The sequence below is a fragment of the Rhodanobacter sp. FW510-R10 genome, from assembly GCF_058781105.1.
Window position 1 is genome coordinate 2,518,145 of the sequence record NZ_JBYSWL010000001.1, and the last position, 23,117, is coordinate 2,541,261.

A 23,117-nucleotide genomic window follows, 5' to 3' on the forward strand; every position below is an offset into this window, starting at 1 on the left:
CGGGGGCAACCGCGGTCGATCCGGTTTGTGGCATGCAGGTCGACCCAGGTCAGACCACCCATCACGCCGAGCATGGAGGGGTAACGCACCATTTCTGCTCGGCGCGCTGCCTGGAACGCTTCGTGGCGGATCCGGCCAAATATCTGACCCAGCAACCCGATGACGCCCCCGCGCAGCCACCGGTGGGAACGATGTATGTCTGCCCGATGCATCCGCAGGTGCGCCAGGAAGGCCCCGGCATCTGCCCGATCTGCGGCATGGCGCTGGAGCCGGAAATGCCAGGGCTGGAGGATGAAGATAACCCCGAACTGCGTGATTTCAGCCGTCGCTTCTGGTGGACCTTGCCGGCGACGCTGGTGGTGCTCGTATTGGCGATGTTCGGCCACTACTTCCCCCGGTTGCCGGTGGACACCCGGACCTGGATCGAGCTGGTACTGACCCTCCCGGTGGTGTTGTGGGCAGGCGCGCCGTTCTTCGTTCGATGCGTGCAATCGGTCCGCCACCTCAGTCCCAACATGTGGACCCTGATCGGCATTGGCGTCGGCGCGGCGTTCGGCTACAGCATCGTCGCCACCCTTGCACCGGACCTGTTCCCGGAGTCGTTCCACGAACACGGCCGCGTGGGGGTTTACTTCGAAGCCGCTGCGGTGATCGTCTCGCTGACCCTGCTCGGCCAGCTGCTCGAACTGCGTGCCCGCTCGAAGACCTCGACTGCCCTGAAAGCACTGCTGGGGCTTGCCCCCAAGACCGCACGCCGCCTGCGCGACGATGGCGGCGAGGAGGATGTCGAGCTCAGCCACGTCCATGTCGGCGACCGCCTGCGGGTACGCCCGGGTGAAAAGGTGCCGGTGGATGGCGAAGTGATCGAAGGCCGCTCCCATGTCGACGAGTCGATGTTGACCGGGGAGCCGGTTCCGGTCGAAAAGATCATCGGCTCCAGCGTGATCGGCGCGACCCTCAACGGCACCGGCAGCCTGGTGATTCGGGCGGAGAAAGTCGGTTCGGCGACGGTGCTGTCGCAGATCGTGCAACTGGTCGCGCAGGCGCAACGTTCGCGCGCACCGATGCAGCGCATGGCCGATAAGGTGGCTTACTGGTTCGTGCTGGCGGTTCTGGCGATTGCCGTCGCGACCTTCTTGGTGTGGGGGTTGCTCGGCCCGGAACCGTCGTGGACGTTCGCGGTGCTCAACGCGATCTCGGTACTGATCATCGCCTGCCCCTGCGCGCTGGGACTAGCCACGCCGATGTCGATCATGGTCGCGACCGGCCGTGCCGCCGGGGAAGGCGTGTTGTTCCGCGATGCCGAGGCAATCGAGAACCTGCGCAAGATCGACACCCTGATCGTGGACAAGACGGGAACCTTGACCGAGGGACGTCCGGCGTTCCACACCGCGCTCGCGGCCGAAGGGTTCACCGAGCAGGAGGTACTGCGCCTGGCGGCCAGCCTCGATCAGGGCAGCGAGCACCCACTGGCCGACGCGATCGTTGCGGAAGCCCGTCGTCGTGACCTGACGCTGGAAACGCCGGAGAGTTTCGAGTCGTCCACCGGCATCGGGGTCCGCGGCAAGGTGGGTGGCTCCGTCCTGGCGATCGGCAATACCGCGCTGATGCACGAGGTCGGGATCGATGCCTCCGTCCTTTCCATCCCGGCCGAGGAGCTGCGCCGGGCCGGCGCCAGCGTGATGTATCTGGCGGTCGATGGCATCCTGGCCGGCCTGCTCGCGGTGGCCGACCCGATCAAGGCCAGCACTGTCGACGCCATCGCTTCGCTGCACGATGCAGGCCTGAAAATCGTGATGGCCACCGGCGACGGCGTCACCACGGCCCATGCGGTCGCACGCACCTTGGGCATCGATGAAGTCCATGGCGAGGTCCGCCCGAAGGACAAGATCGACCTCGTGCGCCAGCTGCAAGCCAAGGGGCATCGGGTGGCGATGGCTGGCGACGGGATCAACGACGCCCCCGCGCTTGCCGGCGCCGATGTCGGCATCGCCATGGGCACCGGTACCGACGTGGCGATGTCGAGCGCGCAGGTGACGCTGGTGAAAGGCGACCTGCGTGGCATCGTGCGGGCACGGTCGATTTCCAACGACACCGTCGCGAACATGAAGCAGAACTTGGGCTTTGCATTCCTCTACAACGCACTGGGCGTACCGGTCGCGGCCGGCGTGCTGTACCCCCTGACGGGCCTGTTGCTCAGCCCGATGATCGCCGCCCTGGCAATGAGCCTGAGCTCCGTATCGGTGGTTGCCAATGCACTGCGGCTGGGCAGGAAGCGGCATGGTTGAGACGACCAATGCCGGCGAGTGGAGCGAAGCCAACTCAACCCAACTCGATGCCTTCCGGCGTCAGCTTCCGACCGTTCACTAGCAACCGGCGGGCGCCGACCCGCGATTTCGGATGTGGCCATCTATGCTTGGTTTGGCTCACCTTCGCGGTGTTCTCCAGGAGGGCTTCGGGGTTGGCCGGCGAGACCAGTGAAGGAGACGGGGCCGACAATCTGTAGTTGATTAATGTCAATGAAATCCTTGGTACTTTCGAGATATAGTGTTAGCTATGGTTCGTCCTTTCCGCATGCATCGCACCACACGTCGCCGCCTTATCTGGCTGGTGACGCTGCTGATGCTTTGGCAGCAGACGGCACTGGCTGCCTACGTTTGTCCGACGGTCTCCGAAGCGACACCGGCGGCTGTGCTGATGGCTTCGATGCCGGGCATGGACGGCGGCTGTGCGCAGAATCCGGATGCCCCCACCAGCCCGTTGTGCCAGAAGCATTGCACGCCCGAGCACGCGACGCAGGCTGAAGCGCATACGGCGGCGGTGCCATTGAGCGTGTTGCCGGCACTGCCATCGATGCTGATGACACTATCCGTTGTTGCGCTGCCATCGAATCGCGCGCTCCAACGGGCCGGGCATCTGCGTGCGCCGCCACCTCCACCCATCTTGTTGTTCTGCTCACTCCTGATCTGATCTGACACGCCGCGGTATCCACCGACGTGGCGTCGTGCCCACATGGCACGGCGCGAATCTCAGATCGACGGAGTGTTCATCCATGTTATCCCCTCAATTCGCCCGGCGCCTGATGGCGGCGGGTCTGGCCGCGCTCCTGTGGGGAGCGGCGGCCGCGGCGACGCATGCCACCGAACCGTCGCTGACGCTTGATGCCGCCATCCATCAGGCGATCGAGCGCGCACCCCTGCTGGAGGCACGCCGCGCCCAGTCGGAATCGGCCCGGCAGGAAGCGGCCCGCGCGGGTGCGCTGCCCGATCCCCAACTCACCGTCGGGGTCGACAATCTGGCCGTGCAGGGACCGGGCGCATTTACGGCTGGTGGTGACAGCATGACCATGCGCACCGTCGGGATCAGCCAGGCCCTGCCATCGCGCCGCAAACGCCAGGCCGAACGGACCATGGGCAGCGCCAATGCGACTTTGGCTGCCTCCTCGGAAGTGGCGACCACCTTGTCGATCCAGCAGCAGGTGGCCGATGCCTGGATCTCAGCCTGGGGCGCGCACCGCGAGGTCATGATGTTGCAGTCCATGCGTCAGGCATGGGCGCAGGACGTGGCCGCGGCAAAAGCGCGACTGCGGGGGGGCACCGGCAGCGCGGTGGAAGTCTTGGCCGTTCGCACGGCCGCTCTCGATCTGGAAAACCGCATTGATGAGGCGAACGCACGCGAAGCTCAGGCGCGCGTGAGCTTGGCGAGATGGTTAGGCTCCTCCACCGAACAACCTCTGGGGGACGCACCAGACTTCGCCGTGCTACCGCACGACGAAGCGTCCTTGCTGGCCAGCCTCGATCGTCAGGGCAACCTGCTGGGGTGGCCGGCCCGTGAACAGGCTGCCGAGGCGGCGCTGGCCGTCGCCCGTGCTAACAAGCATCCCGAATGGAACGTTGGCGTGAGCTACGGTTCCCGTGTGCGGGGCTTGTCCGACATGGTGTCACTGCAGGTTGGGGTAAGCCTACCGCTGTTCACGCGTAATCGGCAGGACCGGGGCATTTCCGCCCGCGCGGCCGACCTCGATGCCGTTCGCGACGAACACGATGACGCACGCCGCCAGCAGGCCGAGGCTATCCAGTCCGCCTGGGCGCAATGGGAATCGCTCGGCCAGCAAGTGCGCCGGCATCGCAATGAGTTGCTCCCGCTGGCCAATGACCGCGCGACTCTGGCGCTCGCCGCGTATCGCGGCGGCGGTGAGATCCAGCCCTTGCTGGATGCCCGTCGCGATGAGATCGCCCACCACACCGATTTCGCCCGCATGCAGGCCGAGTACGGCCGTGCCTGGGCGGCGCTGGCCTATCTGTTGCCGACTTCGGAGACAAAACCATGAAACGTGTGTTGATTATTGTCGTCGCGGCATCGTTTGCGGTCGTGCTACTCCTGATCGGTTATCTCGGCGGCCGCGATCATTCGGCGGCGACGCCATCGCCGGCCAACACCGCCGCATCCTCACTGGAAGGCAGCGGTAAAAAAGTCTTGTACTGGTACGACACGATGGTGCCGCAGCAGCATTTTGACAAGCCGGGCCTGTCGCCGATGGGCATGCAGATGGTGCCCAAGTACGCCGATGAAGGGACAGCCAAAGATGTCGTCCAGATCGATCCGGCGACGGTGCAGAATCTGGGTGTGCGCACCGCTCCGGTGGAGCGCCGTGTATTGGCGTCCGCGATCCGGGTACCGGGCACGATCACCTGGAATCTGCGCCAAGCCGTCATCATCAGCGCACGCACCGATGCGGTGGTGAGCATGCTGGACGTGCGTGCGCCATACACCGTGGTCAAAGCGGGTGAACCGCTGGCCCAGCTGTTGGCGCCGCAATGGAGCAGTGCACTGGCCGAATACGATGCGCTTCAGCACGTGCAGTCGGCCGACGCGAAAGGCCTTCGCGCGGCTTCGCGGGAACGCCTGCAAGTGCTGGGCCTGACGCCGGCAGAAATTCAGTCGCCGCGTCATGGCGCGGGTGCGGCGATCACGCTGCACGCCCCGCAAGCGGGCGTCGTCACGACACTGGATGTGCGTGAAGGCCAGCGCGTCAACGCGGGCCAGACCCTGATGACGGTGAATGGCTTGTCCACCGTGTGGATCGAGGCCGCCTTGCCGCAGGCGGCAGCCGGCGTGGTGCGCAGCGGCACGCCGGTGGTGGTCACGGTCGACGCCCTGCCGGGTCGGTCGTTTCACGGCACCGTGGAAACCTTGCTGCCGGATATCGACCCGGCGACGCGCACCCAGCGCGCCCGCATCGTGCTCGACAATCCCGACGGTGCCTTGAGTCCGGGCATGTTCGCTACCGTGCAACTCAACCCGACTCCGGACGCGGCCGTACCGGTGGTGCCAGACGACGCGCTGATCGCGACGGGCACCCACACGCGAGTCATTCTCGCTGAGGGAGATGGCCACTTCCGTGCTGTATCGGTGCGCATCGGGCGTGCGGCCGGCGGCTATACGGAAATTCTCGACGGCCTCGCGGGTGGCGAGAAAGTCGTGGTCTCCGGCCAGTTCCTGATCGATTCGGAGGCGAGTCTGTCTGGCGCGCTGGAGCGTCTGAATGACGCCTCCGCCCAACCAGCGCCGGCCGCGAGCACCCCCATGCCGGGTATGCCGATGGGAGACCGGCAATGATCGCCGCCCTGATTCGCGCGGCGATCGCACATCGGGTGTTCGTGCTATTGGCTGCACTGGCATTGGCCCTGATCGGCACGTACTCGGTGACGCGCACGCCGGTCGATGCGCTGCCCGACCTGTCCGACACCCAGGTGATCATCCGCACCAGCTACCCGGGGCAGTCACCACAGGTGGTTGAGGATCAGGTTACCTATCCGCTGGCCACCACCATGCTCTCGGTGCCTGGTGCGACGACGGTGCGCGCCTTTTCGTTCTTCGGTGATTCCTACGTCGATGTGCTGTTCGATGACAGCACCGACTTGTACTGGGCACGCTCACGGGTTCTGGAGTACCTGAGCCAGGCACGTGATCGCCTGCCGGCTGGCGTCACGCCGTCCCTCGGCCCCGATGCCACGGGACTCGGCTGGATCTACGAATACGCGCTGGTCGATCGCACCGGTCAGCACGACCTTGGCCAGTTGCGTGCGCTGCAGGACTGGTTCCTGCGCTATCAGCTCAAGACCGTGCCGAATGTCGCCGAAGTGGCGACTTTGGGCGGCATGGAGCGCGCGTGGCAGATCGTGCCGGACCCGTTGGCGCTGGCCGCCCGCAGCGTCACCGTGGCGCAGCTGGTCGATGCGGTGCGTAGCGCGAACGGTGCCAACGGCGGTTCGGTAATAGAACAGGGCGAAGCGGAGCTGATGGTGCGCAGCGAAGGTTATCTGAAGAGCCGCGCGGACTTTGAGAACGTGCCGATCACCGCCAACGCCGGCGGCGTGCCGGTACTGCTGCGTGACGTGGCGACGGTGCGGCGGGGCCCGACGTTCCGCCGTGGCATTGCCGAGCTGGACGGGCAGGGTGAAGTGGTCGGCGGCATCGTCGTGATGCGCTCGGGCAAGAACGCGAAGGCCACCATCGCGGCGGTGAAGGCCCGGCTGGCACAACTGCAGCGCAGCCTGCCGGCCGGCGTCGAGATCGTGCCCACCTACGACCGCTCGCAACTGATCGACGCCGCGGTGAGCAATCTGTGGAGCAAGTTGTTCGAAGAATTCCTGGTGGTGACGCTGGTCTGCGTGTTGTTTCTGGGGCACCTGCGCTCGGCGCTGGTGGCCGTGATCACGCTGCCGCTGGGCGTATTGGTTGCCTTCATTGCGCTGCACCTGCAAGGCGTCACGGCGAACCTGATGTCGCTCAGCGGCATCGCGATCGCGATCGGTGCGATGGTGGATGCGGCGATCGTGATGATTGAGAACGCGCACAAGCATCTGGAACATTGGCGCGAAGCGCACGACGGCGAGGATCCACAAGGGACCGCACGCTGGTCGCTGATTGCCGATGCCGCCGCCGAGGTGGGGCCCGCGCTGTTTGTGAGCCTGTTGATCATCGCGCTGTCGTTCGTGCCGGTATTTGCGCTGCAGGGACAGGAAGGCAAGCTGTTCAAGCCGCTGGCCTTCACCAAGACCTACGCGATGGCGGCAGCGGCCGGGCTGGCGGTGACGCTGGTGCCGGTGCTGATGGGTTATTTGATCCGCGGACGCGTTCGTGCGGAGCGCGACAATCCGCTCAACCGCGGTTTGATCCATGGCTATCGGCCCCTCCTCGAAGCCGTGCTGCGCTATCCGAAGGCGACCTTGGTGCTGGCCGGTGTGCTGCTGCTCACCGCGGTCATTCCGATGACCAAGCTCGGCAGCGAGTTCATGCCCGCGATGGACGAGGGCACGTTGTTGTACATGCCTACCGCACTGCCGGGGCTGTCCGCTGGCAAGGCCTCGCAGTTGCTGCAGTTGACCGATCGCATGATCAAGACCGTGCCCGAGGTCGATCATGTGTTCGGCAAGGCGGGGCGCGCCGAAACGGCCACCGATCCGGCACCGCTGGAAATGTTCGAGACCGCGATCACCTTCAAGCCGAAGGACCAGTGGCGGCCCGGCATGACGATGGACAAGATCAAGGCGGAACTGGACAAGGCGGTACACGTGCCGGGGCTGACCAACCTGTTCGTGCCGCCGATCCGTAACCGCATCGACATGCTCTCCACCGGCATCAAGAGCCCGATCGGCATCAAGGTGCTGGGTACCGACCTGGCCACGCTGCAGACCGTAGCCGATCGCATCGAAACGGTGGCGAAGACCGTGCCCGGTGTCAGCTCGGCGATTGCCGAGCGCCCGACCAGCGGCCGCTACGTCGACGTGCACATCCGTCGCGACGCCGCCGCGCGCTACGGGTTCACCCAGGAGCGCGTGCAGCAACTGATCGCAACCGTGGTCGGTGGCGATCCGATCGGTCAGACCATTGAAGGGCGCGAACGTTATCCCATCGTGGTGCGCTACCCGCGTGCCGAGCGCGATTCCATTGGAGCGCTGCGGCAGTTGCCGATCGTCGCTGCCAACGGCGCACAGATCACACTTGGCCAGGTCGCTGACATTGCCGTTGAAGCAGGACCGTCCATGCTGAAAAGCGAGGGCGGGCGGCTGGCCACTTATGTCTACGTCGATACGGCCGGCAGCGATTTGGGCACGGTGGTGGCCAACCTACAACGCGCGGTGGCGCAGCAAGTCAAATTACCGCCGGGTACGACCGTGGCTTGGTCCGGTCAGTTCGAATATCTGGCCAGTGCCATGGAAAGACTCAAGGTGGTGGTGCCGATTGCGCTGGTGATCATTTTTCTATTGATCTATGCCGTTTTCCGTCGGGCGAGCGAAGCCGCGCTGATCATGGCCAGCGTGCCGCTGGCACTGGTCGGCGGCCTGTGGCTGATCTGGTTGCTTGGTCATGCGGTGTCGGTGGCCACGATCATCGGCTTCATCGCGCTGGCTGGCGTCGCCGCCGAATTCGGCGTGGTGATGCTGTTGTATCTGCACCATGCCTGGGAACACCAACTTGCGCTCGATCCCCACGCCGGTCCAGAAGCGCTGGACGAAGCGATCCGCGAAGGTGCCGTGCAGCGCGTGCGCCCGAAGGCGATGACCGTCGCGGTGATCCTCGCCGGCCTGTTTCCGATCCTGCTCGGCCATGGCGCCGGTTCGGAAGTGATGCAGCGCATCGCCGCTCCGATGATCGGCGGCATGGTCACGGCACCCTTGCTGTCCATGCTCGTTATACCCGCGGCATACCGCCTGCTGGTTCGCCATCGGCTGCGTAAAGCCAGCAAGGCAAACGCCACACTTCACCCCAACCCGCAAGGAAACTGACCCATGAAAAAGCCATACATCACTCTCGCGATCACCGCTGCGCTGATCACTGCCCCGGTGTTTGCCAACCCTCAGCAGATGGATCCCAACATGCCGGGCATGGCTGGGATGCACGAAGCCACACCCGCCGATGCGCAGGGCGTGGGCGTGGTCAAGGCCATCGATGCAGCCCAAGGCACGATCACGCTGCAGCATGAGGCGATTGCCGCCATCGGCTGGCCGGCCATGACGATGCCGTTCAAGGTGGCTTCGCCGGAGCTACTGACGCACGTGAAGGTGGGCGATAAGGTGCAATTCACCTTCCGTCAGGCCAGCACGGGCAGCACGGTGACCGCGATCAAGCCGGCGCAATAGACCGGTTGAAACGGCGGCAGTGGCGGGTGAGTCGCTGCCGCCTTGAACACAGGAAGGGACGAATGATGCACCCGACGATGTTTGGCGGCATGGGCATGATGTGGGGCATGGTGATCATCTGGATTCTGATCGCCGTTGCCTTGGTGCTGGCGGTCGCGGCACTGATCAAATACCTGCGCCGCGAATGGCGCTTGCCCAGCCGGTACGTGCCCGGGCCGCTGCCGCGTTCCGGAAGATGCGGCGGCGCCGACTGGTCGGATGGTTGTGCGCTCGCGATGATGATGAAAAGACCGTTCGTGAACGCGCCGGTCGAACCGTCCGCATCCCGCGCCAAGGAACAGACACGCAGCAGTCCTTAACGCGCTTCAACGGCGTGTCGTGGCCGGCAGTCCCAGCAAAACGGGCGGGCTTGATTGGCATGTGCGTTCTCCGGATACGGATTCGGGGCAGGTGATTGCGTGGCCGAGTATCCGTTCCATCACGTGCCGTCCGGTTGAATGAATCGGAACTCACCGCGCTTGGCGCAGGGCCGTCGACACATTCGTTGCATTTGTAAATGAGAATGATTAGCATTACTGCCCGTATCGATACCGGACACGATCTCGAGCCTTCCATGCAGCAGCGCCGTTCGATCGAACGTCACATGAGGCTGGTCGAAATGCCGTGCACCGCGCGCGGCACGTTTCCCGATGGCCCACGGCGGCTGACATCTTCGCTACGGCTGGTGTGAAAAGAGCACTCCCTTTCTTCGCCGTTGGACTCATAAACCATGACATTCGGTCCGTCTTTCGTGTACAGGCATTTGCTGCTCGTTCTGATGGTTGCCGCAGCGCCATTTGCCGCATCGGCCGCAGGGATGCCCGAATTTTCCCTGACGATCCAGAACCACCGCTTCGAACCGGCCACCTTGAAGGTGCCCGCGGGTACCAAGTTCAAGGTGCGGGTGACGAACAAGGACTCCACGCCCTCGGAGTTCGAAAGCAATGAATTCAACCGCGAAAAGATCGTGCCGCCGAACAGCACGGTCACCGTATTCATCGGCCCGCTCGACAAGGGTACCTACAAGTTCTACGACGATTTCAACCGTGCCGCCACTGGCGTCCTGATCGTGGAGTGAACGCACATGTTTGGCGTCGCACTGCTGGTGTTTCGTGAGGTTCTGGAAGCGGCGCTGATCGTAACTGTGGTCGCTGCCGCTACGCGAGGCGTGGGAAGGCGCAGCACCTTCATCGGTGGTGGCATCGGGCTCGGCGTAATCGGCGCGATCGTGGTCGCGATCTTCGCGGGTGCGATCGAGGAATCCGTCGGCGGGTCGGGCCAGGAACTGTTCAATGCCAGCGTGTTGCTGGCGGCGGTCGTGATGATCGGATGGCACGTGACATGGATGTCCAGCCACGGCAGGGAAATGGTCAGGCACATGCAGCAGGTCACCGATTCGGTGAAAGCCGGATCGAGTTCGCTGGCGATGCTGCTGGCGGTGGTTGCGCTGGCGGTGTTGCGCGAGGGTTCCGAGATCGTGCTGTTCCTGTACGGCATGGCGGCGAGTGGCGCTGGGCGCGTGGATCTGCTGGCCGGTGTGCCGCTGGGGCTCGCCGGCGGCATCGCGGTGGGATTCGCGCTGTATTTGGGCCTGCTGCGGATCCCGATCCGCCATTTCTTCACCGCCACCAACTGGATGCTGGTGCTGCTGGCGGCCGGCCTGTCCTCTAGCGCCGCGGGTTTCCTGATCCAGGCCGACTGGCTGCCGGCTTGGGGCAGCCAGCTCTGGAACACGTCGTGGTTGCTCGGCAACGGCTCGTTGCTCGGCCAGACGTTGCACGTGCTGGTGGGTTACGAGGCGCGTCCGGCAGGGATGCAACTCGTGTTCTGGCTGGTGACCACGCTGGCGCTGTTCACCGGCATGCGCTGGATGGCGGCACGCATGGTGTCGGCGAGCGCACGCTCGGAATCACGGCAGGCGACGACATCCGCTCGAACGCGGGCAGTGGACACGACCTGATCGAGTGGACATGCATCTTGCGACACGCCCGCCCACGCGGGCGTGAAGGGGGAGGTTTGTGGCCGCGGTCCGGTTCTTCGCGAAAAAGTAAGACGTTGGCACTTTCAACAGGAGACAGACGATGAAACAAGGCAAGCGACGTTGGTTGGCTGCGTGGCCGATGACCGGATTGATCGGCCTGGCGGCGGGTTTCATGGCACCTGCAACGGCGGTCGCCGGACCGGCCACGGTGGTCTACTCGCCGATCGTCGATTACCGGGAATGGGAGTTGGAATTGAAAGGCGGCATGTTCAACTGGGGGCACGGCGACAACGGTGAACGCGCGCTCAAGCTGGCATTGGGTTACGGAGTGGCGCCGCGCTGGGGTATCGAAGTGGTGGCAGAGTACTCGCAGACGCCGGGTGGCGCTGCACGCATCGAGGAATACGAATTCGAGAACATCTTCCAGTTGACCGAACACGGTGAACACTGGCTCGACGCCGGCATTTTCGCCGAGTTCGCGCACAACCGGCTCGAAAACGTGAACACACTGGTACTGGGCCCGATGTTCCAAAAGGAAACCGCGCATACCCAGACGAATTTGAACATCTATTGGGAGCGACGGCTCAGCGCGTTGCCAGATGGGGCGACCGACGGCCGCAACCAGCTGCAATACCAGGTGCAGTGGAAATACAATCTGGGCCCGCGTTTCCAGCCCGGCATGCAGGCGTTCGGTTCGCTGGGATCTCCCGGCCACCTGCATTCGCAGAAACTGAGCGTAGGTCCTGCGTTCTTCGGCGTCGCGCGCCTCGGCAACGGCAGGAAGCTCAGGTACAACGTGGCACTACTGGGTGGCCTCACGCGCGGCACGCCGGATACGACGATCCGCTTCCAGCTGGAATACGAGTTCTTCTGAGTGGCCGTCCTGCGCGCACGCAGATTGTCAGTGCGAACGGTGCGCAACATCCACCAGAACGCTTGTTTCGCTCTCGGTGACAGCGCGTTCGGCATTCCGACCGCACGCATACGCTGACCCGGGGCGGGTGGATGCGATCTTCCGTAGTTGCCGGCTTATCAACAAGGGCAATAAGTCCATCGCCAGCATCGGTGTCCGGTTATGCACAGCGCTTGCGCAACATGTACTTCTGACGGATCTAATTCAAATCCAAAGAATGTCTGTCGGTATATTTGCCGAGCAGCGGTTCCAATCCGAAGCAAGTCGGCAGGCTGCCTCCACCATGATGCGATCATCCACACCTATCGCCACGTTCACGATATGCATCACCAGCACGTGCACGATTTCGGCTTGGCTGTGGCGGACGCAACAAGGCATGTCGCTCAGCGCATGGCGATGGCTACCTGTACATCCAGCGCTGCACGGAACCCGAGTGCCAACGCAGCCGCATTCCTACCTTCCACTTGACGGCGCCTGCGGCCGCGACCGTCACCGTGTCGACCTTGGGTTGCCTTTTTAACCGCGCAGACACTGGACCCCGTCTCGGTGCTGACTGCCCTCAGTCAACGCGAACGTTGTTCCAAGGCTAACCCGCACGAGCCACGCAGCTGGGTGAACTTCCTGGCCGTGTCAACCGGCCAGAACAACGACTGGTTCCCATCGGCACAACCATATACCATACCTAGGTATTCTATATAAGCCAGCATTCCCGTGAGCCACACAATCAAACAAAAAAGAAAACTTCTCACCCGTGTACGCCGCATCCGTGGACAAGTCGAGGCACTGGAGCGCTCGCTGGAAGCCGAACAAGGTTGCGCCGAAGTTCTGCACCAGATCGCCGCGGTGCGTGGCGCGATGAACGGGCTGATGGTAGAGGTACTGGAGGGCCACATTCGCGAACACGTAGCCGAACCTGAGGTCCGTCACGCCCGCAGCGACGGGGCTGAGCAGTTGGTTGATGTGTTGCGTGCTTACCTGAAGTAACCAGGGTAGCGGAGTTCGAACATGAACAGAGAAGTCGACTGCGTTTCGTGCCCCACGCCACCCAGCCACGCGCACGTCATCGAGTGGCCCGAGATGGCGCGCATCGCGCAGGTGGCGCTGGCGGCAGCGCTTGTGTGGTTCCGAGTGTGGGAACCGGTTGCGGCTTTCAGCATGATCGGCGTGGTCGGCCTCACGATTGGTGGTTGGCCGGTGGCCAAGGAAGCGTTCGAAGGATTACGCGAACGGCGCATGACGATGGAGCTGTCGATGGCGATTGCCATTGCCGCTGCGGCCGCAATCGGCGAGTTTTTCACCGCGCTCATCATTACCCTGTTCGTGCTGGTGTCCGAAGTGCTGGAAGACCTGACAGTCTCGCGCGGGCGCCGCGCGATCCGCGACTTGCTCGACTTCCTGCCGCGCGCGGTGGTAGTCCGTCGCGCCGACGGCATCACCCAGCTTGATGCCGACCGGTTGGCGGTGGGCGATGCCGTGCTGGTGAATCCGGGTGGGCGCATTCCGGTCGACGGCACGGTGATCGCGGGGCAATCGTTCGTCGACCAATCTCGCATTACGGGCGAGTCAATGCCAGTGGAAATTGCCACTGGCAGCACGGTTTTCGCCGGCTCGATCAACCAGTCGGGCGCGCTCGAGATCCACACCAGGCGCATTGGCCGCGACACCAGTTTCGGCAAGATCATCGAGGCCGTCGAGCAGGCCGAGCGCTCGCGTGCGCCCGTGCAGCGGTTGGCCGATCGGCTGGCGGGCTACCTCGTGTATTTCGCGATTGCGACAGCGGTACTTACCTGGCTGATCACGCACGATATCCGCTCGACGATTTCGGTCGTCATTGTCGCAGGCGCCTGCGGTATTGCGGCCGGCACGCCGCTCGCGATCCTCGGCGCGATTGGCCGCGCTGCGCGTGCGGGCGCTATCGTCAAAGGCGGGTTGTATCTGGAGCAGCTTGGATGCGTCGATACTGTGGTGCTGGACAAGACCGGCACGCTCACCTACGGCAAGCCGGAAGTGCGTCGCCTGATGCCTGCGGCAGGCGTTGATCCCATGGCGCTGCTCGACGCGGCTGCCACGGCCGAATCGCGCTCGGAGCATCCGCTCGGCAAGACCATCGTTGCGCACGCCCTGACGCACGGGCGTGCCATTGTCGAGCCGGAGCGCTTTGCCTACACGCCGGGGCGCGGCATCGACGCGACCGGCGGTGGCGAGAGTATTTTGGCGGGCAATCGGAGACTTCTAGAAGAGCACGAAATTGTTGTGCCTGCGGGGCCGACGGCGGCCGAGGCTTCCATGGTGTACGTCGCACGTGCCGGACGCTTTCTGGGCGCTATCGCGATTGCCGATCGTGTACGGCAGGAGGCACCAGCCGCCATGGCTGCGATCCACGCCATGGGCATTCAGACGGTGCTCCTGACGGGGGATGGCGAGGCGGTGGCCGACAGCGTGGCAAAATCGCTTGGCATTGCCGAAGTCAAAGCCGACTTGCTGCCTGACGACAAGCGTCAGCACGTCGAGCGACTGATCAGTGCAGGGCACGTGGTCGCGATGGTGGGAGACGGCATCAACGACGCGCCCGCCCTGATGGCCGCACAAGTCGGCGTGGCCATGGGCTCGGGCACCGACGTGGCGCGCGAAAGCGCCAATGTGGTACTGCTCGGCAACGATCTTGTGAAATTGGCCGAAACCCTCGGCATTGCACGCCGCACAAGCCGCATCATCTGGGCCAATTTCGCTGGCACCCTTATCGTCGATCTGTTCGGCATGGGCCTGGCTGCAGCCGGCCTGCTCAACCCGATGCTCGCAGCGTTGATCCATGTCACCTCGGAAATGGTGTTCATCCTCAATTCCGCGCGCCTCATTCCGGCGCGCAAGGCGAAATATCTCGCGTCACAAACGCGGGCCGAAGGTGTGAGCAGTGGTATGAATCACGCCGCGACGACGTGAAAGCCGCGCGAAGGTATGGCCGTGGCAAAGTGAAATGGCGACCACAACCGATGCATTGTGCGCTATGATGCGCGTCCCTTTGGGGAGTAGCCGCCTTCGCGTCCAGAAGGGGCCGCGTCAACACACTTGGCTTCGGCCATGGCGCGGCCAGCCGTAACGGGCTTGGCAAGACCACGGGTTTCGGTATCCGCCAGCGGGTTGGGCGCGGGTGTCGAAGCCTTTGGCTTGCGCCCAACTCCCAAGGATCCATGTGACATCCCTTGCCCTGACCATCGGCCTGCTGCTGGGCGCGGCCGTGGTCATTTATCTCGCCTGCGAGTATTTCGTCAATGGCGTCGAGTGGGTTGGCCGCAAGCTGGCGATCAGCCAGCAGGCGACAGGCTCAATCCTCGCGGCTTTCGGTACGGCATTGCCGGAAAGCGTGGTGACCTTCGTTGCCGTCACGTTTGGCGCCAGCGCTGCGCAGAAGGAAATTGGCGTCGGCGCGGCATTGGGCGGCCCCTTGGTGCTTTCCACCATTGCCTACGCCACGGTCGGCATCACCCTGCTGGCCTGCCACCAGAGGCTGCCGCACGTTGCGGCCATCCGCGATGAGTTTCGCCGGCTGAGCCGCGATCAAGGATGGTTCCTCGCCATTTTCGTGTGCAAGGTCGCGCTCGGGTTGGTGGTCTTTGCCTGGAAACCCTGGCTGGGTATTTTGTTCTTGCTCGCGTATGCCGCCTATTTCCGGAAAGAGATGTCCGGCGAGGCCGGTGCCGAAGAGGGCACGCCCGAGCCGTTGAAGCTGACTCCGCGCCATCCCGTGCCTTCCACATGGGCAGCCATTGCCCAAACCGTCGCGGCACTTGTAGTGATTTTCGCGGCGTCTCATTTCTTCGTCGGCCAGCTCGATGTGCTGGGGCCGCAACTCGGTCTCCAGCCACAGCTGGTCGCACTGCTCTTCAGCCCGATCGCAACCGAATTGCCGGAAACGATGAACGCCATCATCTGGGTACGCCAAGGCAAGCACCGCCTCGCGCTTGCCAACATCAGCGGCGCAATGATGATCCAGGCCACCGTACCCACTGCGCTGGGCCTGTTCTTCACGCCATGGGTCTTCGATGAATCCCTGATCGTTGCGGCGGGAATCACAATCGCAGCCATCGTCGTGATGTTTACCGCCTTCCGCCGTGGCATCACGTCGCGCAAGCTGCTGGCGTCCATGGCGCTGTTCTATATGGCGTTCGCGGCGTGGGTGATCGTGCGGCGGCTTGCCTGAGTGCGCATGACCATGCAACGCACAGCTCGTCAATCCAGCGGAGGATTCGAACGATGAAACGCACCTCTTTCGCATCCGCCGCCGCAGCGGCCCTCGGCGCAGCCATGCTGTTCGGCGCGAACACGCCGCTGGCCAAGCAGCTCCTCAATGACCTTTCGCCAGACCTATTGGCGGGCCTGTTGTATCTCGGTAGTGGAATCGGTCTCGGGATCGTCCGGCTGGTACGTGATCGCGGCTGGCGTACGCCGACCATGACTGGGTGCCAGTGGCTTTGGCTGGCGCTCGCCATCGGCTTCGGCGGTGTCCTGGGACCACTGGCGCTGCTGGTGGGTCTGACCCGCACTTCCGTAGCGCCGGCTTCCTTGTTGCTGAATCTTGAAGCTGTGTTGACCGTGGTGCTGGCATGGGTCGTGTTCCGCGAGAACGCCAGCTATACGAACGAAGGCAATTGATGAGTACCAGTCACGATCATGTGGGTACGGAGGTCAAGCACTCATAGCCCATTCCCGTGCCATGCCGCTGGATGCTAGTTCGCACAAGGGCGAAACCTCATGCCTGTGATGATGAGGGCACGTTGGTCGAAGTCGCGAAGCGGCGACACCACAGCCAGCCACTCAGCATGGCCAGTCCACCCATCGCGAGGGCCCCCAGCATATCGCCGGGATAATGCACACCCAGGTAGATGCGTGCCCATGCCATGGGCAGGCCGAGCAGTGCGATTCCGATGCCCCAAGCTCGGGTGCGTCGGTCCAGAAAAAACACACCGGCGACCACCCACTGCACAGTCAGGTGGTCGCTGGGAAAGCTGCCGGTCGCCGCATGGGAAACCCAGGCTTGGCCGACACCGGCCATGAAGGGGCGTGCTCGATCCCAGACGGCGCCGATGACCAGGTTTATGAGTAGTGCCGCTGCGGCGACACCCACCGCTTTCAGGGCGACCGAGCGCATCGACCATCGGGGAAACATCAGCATCCACCCAAGAAGGACGACGGTCAGGATCAACGGCCCGTCGGCCAGACCGCGCGCCAGATGAAGCATCGCCGTCGACGGTGGCATCGGCGAATGGATCGCATGGAACAGTCGAAGGTCAACGGCATACACCATCGGGCCAAGCCCCGACACCGGAGATGTCATGGCTTGACGATCGATTCGATGGCTGCAACTCGCGCTTCCTTTGCTTCGCGCAGAATGCCCAGTGCTTCCTTCAGCACGTAGCACGCGATGGCCGTACCGATGACCAGATCAGGTACGGCGCTGTGCAAAAGAAGCACCAGCACGCCGGAGACGATCACCGCCAGATTCGCGATGACATCGACTCGGGTGAACAGCCAGGTCGCTCGCAAATGCACCTCGCCATGACGAAAGCGTTCCAGCAATCGCAGCACCGTGGCGTTGACGACCAGAGCGACAAAGGCGATGCCCATCATCCATGTGCCCTCGGGGTGGCTTCCTATCAGCAGGTGCCACACGACGCCGAGCAAGACACCCAGCCCCAGGACCAATAGCAGCGTTCCGCTCAGTCGTGCCGCGGAGGCCTTGAAACTCGCACTGCGCGCCCAAGCCATCAGGGCGATCCCGTAGGCACTTGCGTCGGCCAGCATATCCAAGGAATCGGCGATCAAGCCCATCGACTGGGCGATCAGACCCGCGACGATGCCGACTACGAACATCGTGGCATTGAGTCCCAAGGCGAGGCGCAGGATGCGGCGTTCCGCTTCATGGGTCGCTTGCGCATGGTAGCCACACTCACTCACGTCGTATCGCCTTATGACGCCCGAACTTTACGCTTCGGTTGAGTGGCAGTTGTTTGCGGCTTGCACAAAGTCGTGGCGACTCCGCAATTGTCACCGGTCTGACTGCAACAATGATCTGTGAGATAGCCAATCAGATCGTTCATGACCTCGATCACCGCAGCATAGTAAATGAAGCGCCCACTCTGCTGACTGGTCACCAGGCCCGCATGCGACAGCTCCTTCAGATGGAACGAAAGAGTTGCGTTCGCAAGCCCTAATTTTTCTGCGATCACGCTTGCCGCGAGGCCATCCGGCGCATGCTCGATCAGCAGCCGATAAACCGCCAACCGCGACTCTTGAGCGAGCGCCGAAAGGATCGTGATGGCTTGTTTGGTCTGCATGATGTGGGTAGCAGTCTCGGAGCGGTGCGAAGTGGTATTAGTAGGCAGTGTAGTGCTTGTTCTCTTCATCGGATCAGCCGGCTGTGCCTTTGCTGGGCGCCTTTCCGATCGCATCGAGTCGACTCGATAGCGCGAGCCGATCCAGGGCCGTAATGTTCAAATTGAGCAGCAAGCTGATCCGTTGCTGCAGAAGATTACTAGCCAGTACGAAGGCCTTGTAAACGGTGGCCTCATCACCTCGTGCTTCAGCGGGATCAGGGATATTCCAATGTGCGGTGATGGGGGCACCCGGCCACGCCGGACAGACTTCGCCAGCCACCTGATCACACACGGTGATCACGAAGTCCATCACTGGGGCATCCAACGTCGTGAACTCCGCCCAGCTCTTGCTGCGCAGCCCGTCGACGGGAAGATCGACTGTCCTGAGTACCTGCAGCGTCTGGGGGTAGATAAAGCCTTTGGGCTGACTTCCAGCGCTGTAGCCATGAAAGCGATCGCAGCCAAAGTGGTGAACGACCGCTTCAGCCAGAATGCTGCGTGCCGAGTTGCCGGTGCATACGAACAACACGTTGTAGTGACCTTGCATGACGAGGCTCCGCTCAAGCCAGTTGCGATTCGTACCAACGCTTGCTGCCATTGACGATGCGAACCACTGACAGCATCACCGGCACTTCGACCAGCACACCGACCACGGTGGCCAGCGCGGCACCGGAGTGCACCCCAAACAAGCCCACTGCGGTGGCGACGGCCAGTTCGAAGAAGTTGCTCGCACCGATAAGCGCCGAGGGGCCGGCCACGCAGTGGGGTACACCGAACCGGCGGTTGAGCACGTAGGCCAGTCCGGAGTTGAAATACACCTGAATCAGGATCGGCACGGCCAGAATGAGGATGACCAACGGCTGGGCAAGGATTTGCCGACCTTGGAAACCGAACAACAGCACAAGGGTCGCCAGCAGCGCGAACAGGGATGCCGGCCCCAAGCGCTGGAGCAGTTTCTGTAGTTGTGCTTCGCCGCCTCGCGAGAGCACCCAACGCCGAAGCGCCACGCTGATGGCCACGGGCACCACGATGTAGAGCAACACTGATAACAGCAGCGTGTTCCATGGCACCGTGATCGAGGAGATCCCCAGCAGCAGCGCCACGATGGGCGCAAACGCCACCACCATGATGGTGTCGTTCAAGGCGACCTGGCTCAGCGTGAAGTTCGGCTCGCCGTGGCAAAGATTGCTCCACACGAACACCATCGCCGTGCACGGTGCCGCGGCCAGCAGGATCAGGCCGGCAATGTAGGAGTCGAGCTGCTCGGCGGGAAGGTAGCCGGCGAAGACATGGCGGATGAAAATCCAACCCAGCAGTGCCATCGAAAACGGTTTCACTGCCCAATTGATGAAGAGCGTGACGCCGATGCCTTTCCATTGGCGACGCACGCCACCTAACGCGCTGAAATCAATCTTCAGCAGCATCGGGATAATCATCAGCCAAATGAGTACGGCGACGGGCAGATTGACTTGGGCAACCTGCATGTTCCCCAGAGCTTCAAAGACACCGGGTAGCCAGTGGCCGAGGGCCGTCCCCACCACGATGCACAGCAACACCCAAGCCGTAAGGTAGCGTTCGAAGAAGCCCATGCGGCCGTTACCGACCGGAGCGGGGCAGGCATCCATTTCTGCAGGCAACTGGCTCATTCGTGTTCCTCTTCGTCGTCGGTGATGGTGCCGATATGGTCCAGTGCCCGCTTCAACTCATCCCGGCCCATCGTCTCCACCGGCAGGTTCACTAACGCGGTGACGCGATAAAGCACGAGTGTGTGGGCAAGCCGGAATGCTTCGATCGCGGCGCCGGCACCTTGGACGGCGGCTGGATCGGGCTGACCCCAATGGGCCTTCACGAAATCGCCGAACAGCACCGGGCACGTCTCGTTCGCGGCGTTGTCGCAGACGGTGATCACGATATCCAGCGGCGGCGCACCCTCTTCGGTGAAGTGATCCCACGACTTGCTGCTGAGGCCTTCGGTGGGGATACCGACCGCCTTGAGCTCATCGATCGCATAGGGATTGACGCGACCGGTTGGGTGGCTACCGGCGCTGAAGGCTTGGAAACGACCTTGGCCCAGATGGTTGAGGGTCGCTTCGAACAGAATGCTGCGGGCGGAATTGCCTGTGCAGATGAATAGAACGCGGCACGGATGCATGACGATCTCGCAGTGGTTTCTATAATTCCATAATGATAGAATCATCAAATCAACGCAATAGGAACCTATCTATGACGCTGCAGGATCTGCCCTACATTGCTGCCGATGTACTGTACACCCCGACCTTGGCCAAACTGGCGTTACCGGCGGATTCCAGCCACCCACCACGCATCTTGATCCTCTACGGTTCCCTGCGGCCTCAGTCGTTCAGCCGCAAGCTGGCGCTGGAAGCCGAGCGTATCCTGCGTCAGTTCGGTGCTGAGACGCGGTTGTTCGATCCGCACGAATTGCCGATCCTGGACAGCGTGGCAGCGAGCCACCCCAAGGTGCAGGAGTTGCGTGCGCTGTCGCTGTGGTCCGAAGGCCAAGTGTGGGTCAGCCCGGAGCGCCACGGCTCAGTGACGGGAGTCTTCAAGAACCAGATCGACTGGCTGCCGCTGAAAGAGGGCAGCGTACGCCCAACGCAAGGCCGTACCCTCGCCGTGATGCAGGTCAATGGCGGATCGCAATCCTTCAATGTTGTGAACGCATTGCGCGTGCTGGGTCGCTGGATGCGCATGGTGGTCATCCCGAATCAGTCGTCGGTCCCCAAAGCCTGGCAGGAGTTCGATGACGCCGGGAGAATGAAGCCTTCACCGTTCTATGATCGTGTCGTGGATGTGATGGAGGAGCTGTTCAAGTTCACCCTGATGGTGCGCGACCGCAGCGACTACCTCGTCGACCGCTATAGCGAGCGCAAAGGTGCGGCCGAAGCACGTGCCCTGTCTGTCGCCGCCGGCGTAGTAGAAGTGGCTGAATCTCAGCCGGCTCCGGTTATACAACCGGCCAAGGCCAAATGCTGTGCCAGCGGAACCTGCTGACCATGAACACCAACACACCGATGACCGCCACGATCTACCACAACCCTGATTGCGGCACCTCACGCAGTACGCTGGCTTTGATCCGGCATGCCGGTATCGAGCCGACCGTGATCGAATATCTCAAAACGCCTCCGAGCCGCGAAGAGCTGGTCGGGCTCATCGACGAAGCCATGCTCAAGCCGCGCGAAGCCCTGCGTGAAAAGGGAACACCCTTCGCCGAGCTAGGACTGGGCGCCCCCGGAATCACCGATGACACCATCATCGATGCCATGTTGAAGCATCCGATTCTGATCAATCGTCCCTTCGTCGTGACGACTCTGGGCACACGGCTATGTCGTCCCTCGGAGGTGGTGCTCGACATTCTGCCGCCGGTGACGCGCCCATTCGCCGAGGAAGACGGCGAAGTGGTGGTCAATGCCAATGGCAAGCGGGGTCTCTGATCAGGTCGTGTGATTTGCGGTTTCGGTTGGTGTTGCGTGCGGTTTGGGCACACGCTCTTCTTGCCTTAGAAAATCCAGTGTTGGGCAGCGCCCGCCACGCGGAGCACATGCGCAGTGGTCAGCGAGTTGCACGAGCTCGACTTCCAGTTGCTTCAGGTTTTCCAGTTTGCGGCGCACATCCAAGAGCTTGTATTCGGTCAAGCGGCGCGTCTGCTCGCAGGCTCGTTTACCTTTAAGTTGCAACAGCCCGGCAATCTCATCGAGCGTGAAGCCCATGCTCTTGGCGCGGCGGATGAATTGCAGTCGCGCCACGTCCGGCGGCCCGTAGCGGCGCACGCTGCCCAGCGGGCGCGCGGGCTCCTGCAGCAAACCGATACGCTGGTAATAGCGCACGGTCTCGACGTGCACATCGGCGGCCAAGGCCAGTCGGCCGATGGTGAGGGTGACAGGCATGCTTGACTCCGTAGTTGAGTACGGAGGTTAGTATGCGCGCATGAAGACGATACCCGCCAAACCCGTGTTCGCTGCCGTGGTTGCGGAAAACACCCAAGGCAGTAAAAAAACCGGTTCTGGCGCTCTGCTGGCCGGCGGCCTCGCCGCGCTCCTGGCGTCGACCTGCTGCCTCGGCCCACTGGTGCTGATCACCCTCGGGTTCAGTGGCGCCTGGATCGGCAACTTGACCGTGCTTGATCCGTACCGCCCGTACTTTATCGGCGCAGCGCTGATCGCCATGGTCTTCGCCTGGCGTCGCATCTACCGGCCCGCCATGACCTGCGCACCCGGTGACGTCTGCGCCGTGCCGCAAGTCAAGACGGCCTACAAAGTGTTGTTCTGGATCGTCGCGATCCTGGTGTTACTGGCGCTGACCTTCCCCTACGTCGCCCCGTTGTTTTATTGACCTGCCCGAGGATCCATCCATGAAGAAACTCGCCGCGCTCATCGCCCTTGCCACCGCCTTCACTGCACCTGCCTGGGCGGTCACGAAGACCGCCACCCTGTCGGTATCCGGCATGACGTGTGCCACGTGCCCCATTACTGTCAAGAAAGCGCTGTCCAAGATCCCCGGTGTCGAGAAGACCGAGATCCTGTTCGACAAGAAGGAAGCTGTCGTGACCTTCGATGACGCCAAGACCAGCACCCAGGCACTCGTCAGTGCCACGACCGATGCGGGCTACCCCTCCACCGTTAAGAACTGAAGCTTTCGAGGCTATTCCT

Annotated in this window: 25 protein-coding genes and 1 riboswitch; of the genes, 18 read left to right on the forward strand and 7 right to left on the reverse strand. The window is 62.9% G+C overall.

The genetic code is table 11. The features are described 5' to 3' along the window. Positions 1-32: 32 nt before the first annotated feature. The 14 genes from AC3WJB_RS10790 to AC3WJB_RS10855 all read left to right on the forward strand — a co-directional run bounded on the left by AC3WJB_RS10790 (position 33) and on the right by AC3WJB_RS10855 (position 16,729). The gene (locus tag AC3WJB_RS10790) at positions 33-2,288 is read left to right on the forward strand and encodes a heavy metal translocating P-type ATPase (RefSeq protein WP_492683176.1); all 2,256 of its coding nucleotides are present in this window, start codon (positions 33-35) and stop codon (positions 2,286-2,288) included. A gap of 286 nt (positions 2,289-2,574) precedes the next feature. Then, a complete protein-coding gene (locus AC3WJB_RS10795) occupies positions 2,575-2,970 on the forward strand; it encodes a hypothetical protein (RefSeq protein WP_492681421.1) in 396 nt (131 codons plus the stop codon). Between the two features lie 112 nt (positions 2,971-3,082). Further along, positions 3,083-4,330: a TolC family protein gene (locus tag AC3WJB_RS10800; protein WP_492681423.1), complete on the forward strand. Its 1,248-nt coding sequence runs from the start codon at positions 3,083-3,085 to the stop codon at positions 4,328-4,330. Further along, complete coding sequence (locus AC3WJB_RS10805) at positions 4,327-5,619, forward strand: efflux RND transporter periplasmic adaptor subunit (protein ID WP_492681425.1); 1,293 nt, start codon at positions 4,327-4,329, stop codon at positions 5,617-5,619. The genes AC3WJB_RS10800 and AC3WJB_RS10805 overlap by 4 nt, the downstream gene beginning before the upstream one ends. Further along, entirely contained in the window at positions 5,616-8,792 is a 3,177-nt protein-coding gene (locus AC3WJB_RS10810; protein WP_492681427.1) for an efflux RND transporter permease subunit, read from the forward strand. The genes AC3WJB_RS10805 and AC3WJB_RS10810 overlap by 4 nt, the downstream gene beginning before the upstream one ends. A gap of 3 nt (positions 8,793-8,795) precedes the next feature. After that, positions 8,796-9,146: a copper-binding protein gene (locus tag AC3WJB_RS10815; protein WP_492681429.1), complete on the forward strand. Its 351-nt coding sequence runs from the start codon at positions 8,796-8,798 to the stop codon at positions 9,144-9,146. A gap of 62 nt (positions 9,147-9,208) precedes the next feature. Next, positions 9,209-9,505: a hypothetical protein gene (locus AC3WJB_RS10820; RefSeq protein ID WP_492681431.1), complete on the forward strand. Its 297-nt coding sequence runs from the start codon at positions 9,209-9,211 to the stop codon at positions 9,503-9,505. Between the two features lie 458 nt (positions 9,506-9,963). Then, on the forward strand, positions 9,964-10,263 hold the full coding sequence (locus AC3WJB_RS10825; RefSeq protein ID WP_492683178.1) for a cupredoxin domain-containing protein: 300 nt from the start codon (positions 9,964-9,966) through the stop codon (positions 10,261-10,263). Between the two features lie 6 nt (positions 10,264-10,269). Next, positions 10,270-11,145, forward strand: a complete 876-nt coding sequence (locus AC3WJB_RS10830) for an FTR1 family iron permease (RefSeq protein WP_492681433.1) — start codon at positions 10,270-10,272, stop codon at positions 11,143-11,145. Between the two features lie 121 nt (positions 11,146-11,266). After that, entirely contained in the window at positions 11,267-12,040 is a 774-nt protein-coding gene (locus tag AC3WJB_RS10835; RefSeq protein ID WP_492681435.1) for a hypothetical protein, read from the forward strand. Between the two features lie 750 nt (positions 12,041-12,790). Next, complete coding sequence (locus AC3WJB_RS10840) at positions 12,791-13,063, forward strand: metal/formaldehyde-sensitive transcriptional repressor (protein WP_492681437.1); 273 nt, start codon at positions 12,791-12,793, stop codon at positions 13,061-13,063. Between the two features lie 21 nt (positions 13,064-13,084). Then, entirely contained in the window at positions 13,085-15,019 is a 1,935-nt protein-coding gene (locus AC3WJB_RS10845) for a heavy metal translocating P-type ATPase (protein WP_492681439.1), read from the forward strand. Between the two features lie 75 nt (positions 15,020-15,094). Further along, a riboswitch (yybP-ykoY riboswitch) is annotated at positions 15,095-15,257 on the forward strand. Between the two features lie 12 nt (positions 15,258-15,269). Next, positions 15,270-16,277 (forward strand): sodium:calcium antiporter, encoded by a 1,008-nt coding sequence (locus tag AC3WJB_RS10850; protein WP_492681441.1) that lies wholly within the window; start codon positions 15,270-15,272, stop codon positions 16,275-16,277. 53 nt (positions 16,278-16,330) lie between these two features. After that, entirely contained in the window at positions 16,331-16,729 is a 399-nt protein-coding gene (locus AC3WJB_RS10855) for a DMT family transporter (protein WP_492681443.1), read from the forward strand. Between the two features lie 97 nt (positions 16,730-16,826). Here AC3WJB_RS10855 and AC3WJB_RS10860 read toward each other — a convergent pair whose 3' ends face one another. From AC3WJB_RS10860 to AC3WJB_RS10885, 6 genes are all read right to left on the reverse strand, one after another. After that, a complete protein-coding gene (locus AC3WJB_RS10860) occupies positions 16,827-17,411 on the reverse strand; it encodes a phosphatase PAP2 family protein (RefSeq protein WP_492681444.1) in 585 nt (194 codons plus the stop codon). Further along, positions 17,408-18,031, reverse strand: a complete 624-nt coding sequence (locus tag AC3WJB_RS10865) for a cation efflux transmembrane domain-containing protein (RefSeq protein WP_492681445.1) — start codon at positions 18,029-18,031, stop codon at positions 17,408-17,410. The genes AC3WJB_RS10860 and AC3WJB_RS10865 overlap by 4 nt, the downstream gene beginning before the upstream one ends. 11 nt (positions 18,032-18,042) lie before the next feature. After that, on the reverse strand, positions 18,043-18,411 hold the full coding sequence (locus AC3WJB_RS10870; RefSeq protein ID WP_492681446.1) for an ArsR/SmtB family transcription factor: 369 nt from the start codon (positions 18,409-18,411) through the stop codon (positions 18,043-18,045). Positions 18,412-18,484: 73 nt separating this feature from the next. Beyond that, positions 18,485-18,997, reverse strand: coding sequence for an arsenate reductase ArsC (locus AC3WJB_RS10875; protein ID WP_492681447.1), 513 nt, complete (start codon positions 18,995-18,997; stop codon positions 18,485-18,487). 13 nt (positions 18,998-19,010) lie between these two features. Next, positions 19,011-20,096 carry an ACR3 family arsenite efflux transporter gene (gene arsB, locus AC3WJB_RS10880; protein WP_492681449.1) on the reverse strand — a complete coding sequence of 362 codons (1,086 nt, stop codon included), beginning with the start codon at positions 20,094-20,096 and terminating at the stop codon, positions 19,011-19,013. Next, entirely contained in the window at positions 20,093-20,602 is a 510-nt protein-coding gene (locus tag AC3WJB_RS10885) for an arsenate reductase ArsC (RefSeq protein ID WP_492681451.1), read from the reverse strand. The genes arsB and AC3WJB_RS10885 overlap by 4 nt, the downstream gene beginning before the upstream one ends. A gap of 71 nt (positions 20,603-20,673) precedes the next feature. Between AC3WJB_RS10885 and arsH the strand changes: the two genes are divergently transcribed. Together arsH and arsC are read left to right on the forward strand one after the other, a co-directional pair. Then, the gene (gene arsH, locus AC3WJB_RS10890) at positions 20,674-21,462 is read left to right on the forward strand and encodes an arsenical resistance protein ArsH (protein WP_492681453.1); all 789 of its coding nucleotides are present in this window, start codon (positions 20,674-20,676) and stop codon (positions 21,460-21,462) included. Positions 21,463-21,482: 20 nt separating this feature from the next. Continuing rightward, on the forward strand, positions 21,483-21,902 hold the full coding sequence (gene arsC, locus AC3WJB_RS10895; protein WP_492683180.1) for an arsenate reductase (glutaredoxin): 420 nt from the start codon (positions 21,483-21,485) through the stop codon (positions 21,900-21,902). On the opposite strand, the gene AC3WJB_RS10900 is transcribed toward arsC, so the two are convergent. Continuing rightward, on the reverse strand, positions 21,903-22,355 hold the full coding sequence (locus AC3WJB_RS10900; protein WP_492681455.1) for a MerR family transcriptional regulator: 453 nt from the start codon (positions 22,353-22,355) through the stop codon (positions 21,903-21,905). A 40-nt stretch (positions 22,356-22,395) separates the two neighbouring features. On the opposite strand from AC3WJB_RS10900, the gene merT reads away from it, so the two are divergent. Continuing rightward, entirely contained in the window at positions 22,396-22,800 is a 405-nt protein-coding gene (gene merT, locus AC3WJB_RS10905) for a mercuric ion transporter MerT (protein ID WP_492681457.1), read from the forward strand. A 19-nt stretch (positions 22,801-22,819) separates the two neighbouring features. After that, positions 22,820-23,098 (forward strand): mercury resistance system periplasmic binding protein MerP, encoded by a 279-nt coding sequence (merP, locus tag AC3WJB_RS10910; protein ID WP_492681459.1) that lies wholly within the window; start codon positions 22,820-22,822, stop codon positions 23,096-23,098. The last annotated feature ends 19 nt before the right edge of the window (positions 23,099-23,117 follow it).

Bases quoted from the DNA above. Each gene is read 5' to 3' on its own strand.
- AC3WJB_RS10790 (WP_492683176.1), top strand. From the start codon at position 33: ATGCAGGTCGACCCAGGTCAGACCACCCATCACGCCGAGCATGGAGGG.
- AC3WJB_RS10795 (WP_492681421.1), top strand. From the start codon at position 2,575: ATGCATCGCACCACACGTCGCCGCCTTATCTGGCTGGTGACGCTGCTG.
- AC3WJB_RS10800 (WP_492681423.1), top strand. From the start codon at position 3,083: ATGGCGGCGGGTCTGGCCGCGCTCCTGTGGGGAGCGGCGGCCGCGGCG.
- AC3WJB_RS10805 (WP_492681425.1), top strand. From the start codon at position 4,327: ATGAAACGTGTGTTGATTATTGTCGTCGCGGCATCGTTTGCGGTCGTG.
- AC3WJB_RS10810 (WP_492681427.1), top strand. From the start codon at position 5,616: ATGATCGCCGCCCTGATTCGCGCGGCGATCGCACATCGGGTGTTCGTG.
- AC3WJB_RS10815 (WP_492681429.1), top strand. From the start codon at position 8,796: ATGAAAAAGCCATACATCACTCTCGCGATCACCGCTGCGCTGATCACT.
- AC3WJB_RS10820 (WP_492681431.1), top strand. From the start codon at position 9,209: ATGATGCACCCGACGATGTTTGGCGGCATGGGCATGATGTGGGGCATG.
- AC3WJB_RS10825 (WP_492683178.1), top strand. From the start codon at position 9,964: ATGGTTGCCGCAGCGCCATTTGCCGCATCGGCCGCAGGGATGCCCGAA.
- AC3WJB_RS10830 (WP_492681433.1), top strand. From the start codon at position 10,270: ATGTTTGGCGTCGCACTGCTGGTGTTTCGTGAGGTTCTGGAAGCGGCG.
- AC3WJB_RS10835 (WP_492681435.1), top strand. From the start codon at position 11,267: ATGAAACAAGGCAAGCGACGTTGGTTGGCTGCGTGGCCGATGACCGGA.
- AC3WJB_RS10845 (WP_492681439.1), top strand. From the start codon at position 13,085: ATGAACAGAGAAGTCGACTGCGTTTCGTGCCCCACGCCACCCAGCCAC.
- AC3WJB_RS10855 (WP_492681443.1), top strand. From the start codon at position 16,331: ATGAAACGCACCTCTTTCGCATCCGCCGCCGCAGCGGCCCTCGGCGCA.
- AC3WJB_RS10860 (WP_492681444.1), bottom strand. From the start codon at position 17,411: ATGACATCTCCGGTGTCGGGGCTTGGCCCGATGGTGTATGCCGTTGAC.
- AC3WJB_RS10870 (WP_492681446.1), bottom strand. From the start codon at position 18,411: ATGCAGACCAAACAAGCCATCACGATCCTTTCGGCGCTCGCTCAAGAG.
- AC3WJB_RS10875 (WP_492681447.1), bottom strand. From the start codon at position 18,997: ATGCAAGGTCACTACAACGTGTTGTTCGTATGCACCGGCAACTCGGCA.
- arsB (WP_492681449.1), bottom strand. From the start codon at position 20,096: ATGAGCCAGTTGCCTGCAGAAATGGATGCCTGCCCCGCTCCGGTCGGT.
- AC3WJB_RS10885 (WP_492681451.1), bottom strand. From the start codon at position 20,602: ATGCATCCGTGCCGCGTTCTATTCATCTGCACAGGCAATTCCGCCCGC.
- arsH (WP_492681453.1), top strand. From the start codon at position 20,674: ATGACGCTGCAGGATCTGCCCTACATTGCTGCCGATGTACTGTACACC.
- arsC (WP_492683180.1), top strand. From the start codon at position 21,483: ATGACCGCCACGATCTACCACAACCCTGATTGCGGCACCTCACGCAGT.
- AC3WJB_RS10900 (WP_492681455.1), bottom strand. From the start codon at position 22,355: ATGCCTGTCACCCTCACCATCGGCCGACTGGCCTTGGCCGCCGATGTG.
- merT (WP_492681457.1), top strand. From the start codon at position 22,396: ATGAAGACGATACCCGCCAAACCCGTGTTCGCTGCCGTGGTTGCGGAA.
- merP (WP_492681459.1), top strand. From the start codon at position 22,820: ATGAAGAAACTCGCCGCGCTCATCGCCCTTGCCACCGCCTTCACTGCA.